Here is a 423-nt window from a genome sequence, read left to right on the forward strand (position 1 = left end):
GGCCAAGGCCACCTCGACCCGGCTGGCCCGGTCCTCGGCGGCGCGCGCCCGCGACGCCCTCGGCGGCAACGGCCTGCTCACGGAGCACGAGATCGCCAAGATCATGGGCGACGTGGAGGCCATCTACTCCTACGAGGGCTCCTACGGCATGAACACCCTGATCGTGGGGCGGGTCCTCACCGGCGTCTCGGCCTTCGTGTGAGCCACGCGTCCTGCAGGTCCTGGATCAGCCGGCGGTGGGCGATGAGCAGCAGCACGCCGGCCACCGGGATGACCACCTCGAAGCCCAGCCAGAGGTAGCCGGCCGCGCCCGCCGTCCCGCCCAGGAAGAACAGGGCCACGGGCAGCGCCAGCAGTCCCACGCGCCGCGGCTGTCCGACGACGGGGGCCGTCGGCAGGATGACGGGAGACGCCGTCGTCGAC

2 protein-coding genes are annotated in these 423 nt (G+C 72.8%); one reads left to right on the forward strand and one right to left on the reverse strand.

The features are described from left to right. On the forward strand, positions 1-202 hold a 202-nt coding region (locus ACOMDU_RS13715; RefSeq protein ID WP_421130714.1), incomplete at its 5' end, for an acyl-CoA dehydrogenase family protein. Here the strand turns inward: ACOMDU_RS13715 and ACOMDU_RS13720 are convergent. Beyond that, the coding region (locus ACOMDU_RS13720; protein ID WP_421130715.1) for a hypothetical protein at positions 177-423 on the reverse strand (247 nt) is incomplete at its 5' end. The two genes, ACOMDU_RS13715 and ACOMDU_RS13720, sit on opposite strands and share 26 nt — an antisense overlap.

It is taken from the genome of Vescimonas sanitatis (assembly GCF_049060325.1).
GTDB lineage: Bacteria > Bacillota > Clostridia > Oscillospirales > Oscillospiraceae > Vescimonas > Vescimonas sanitatis.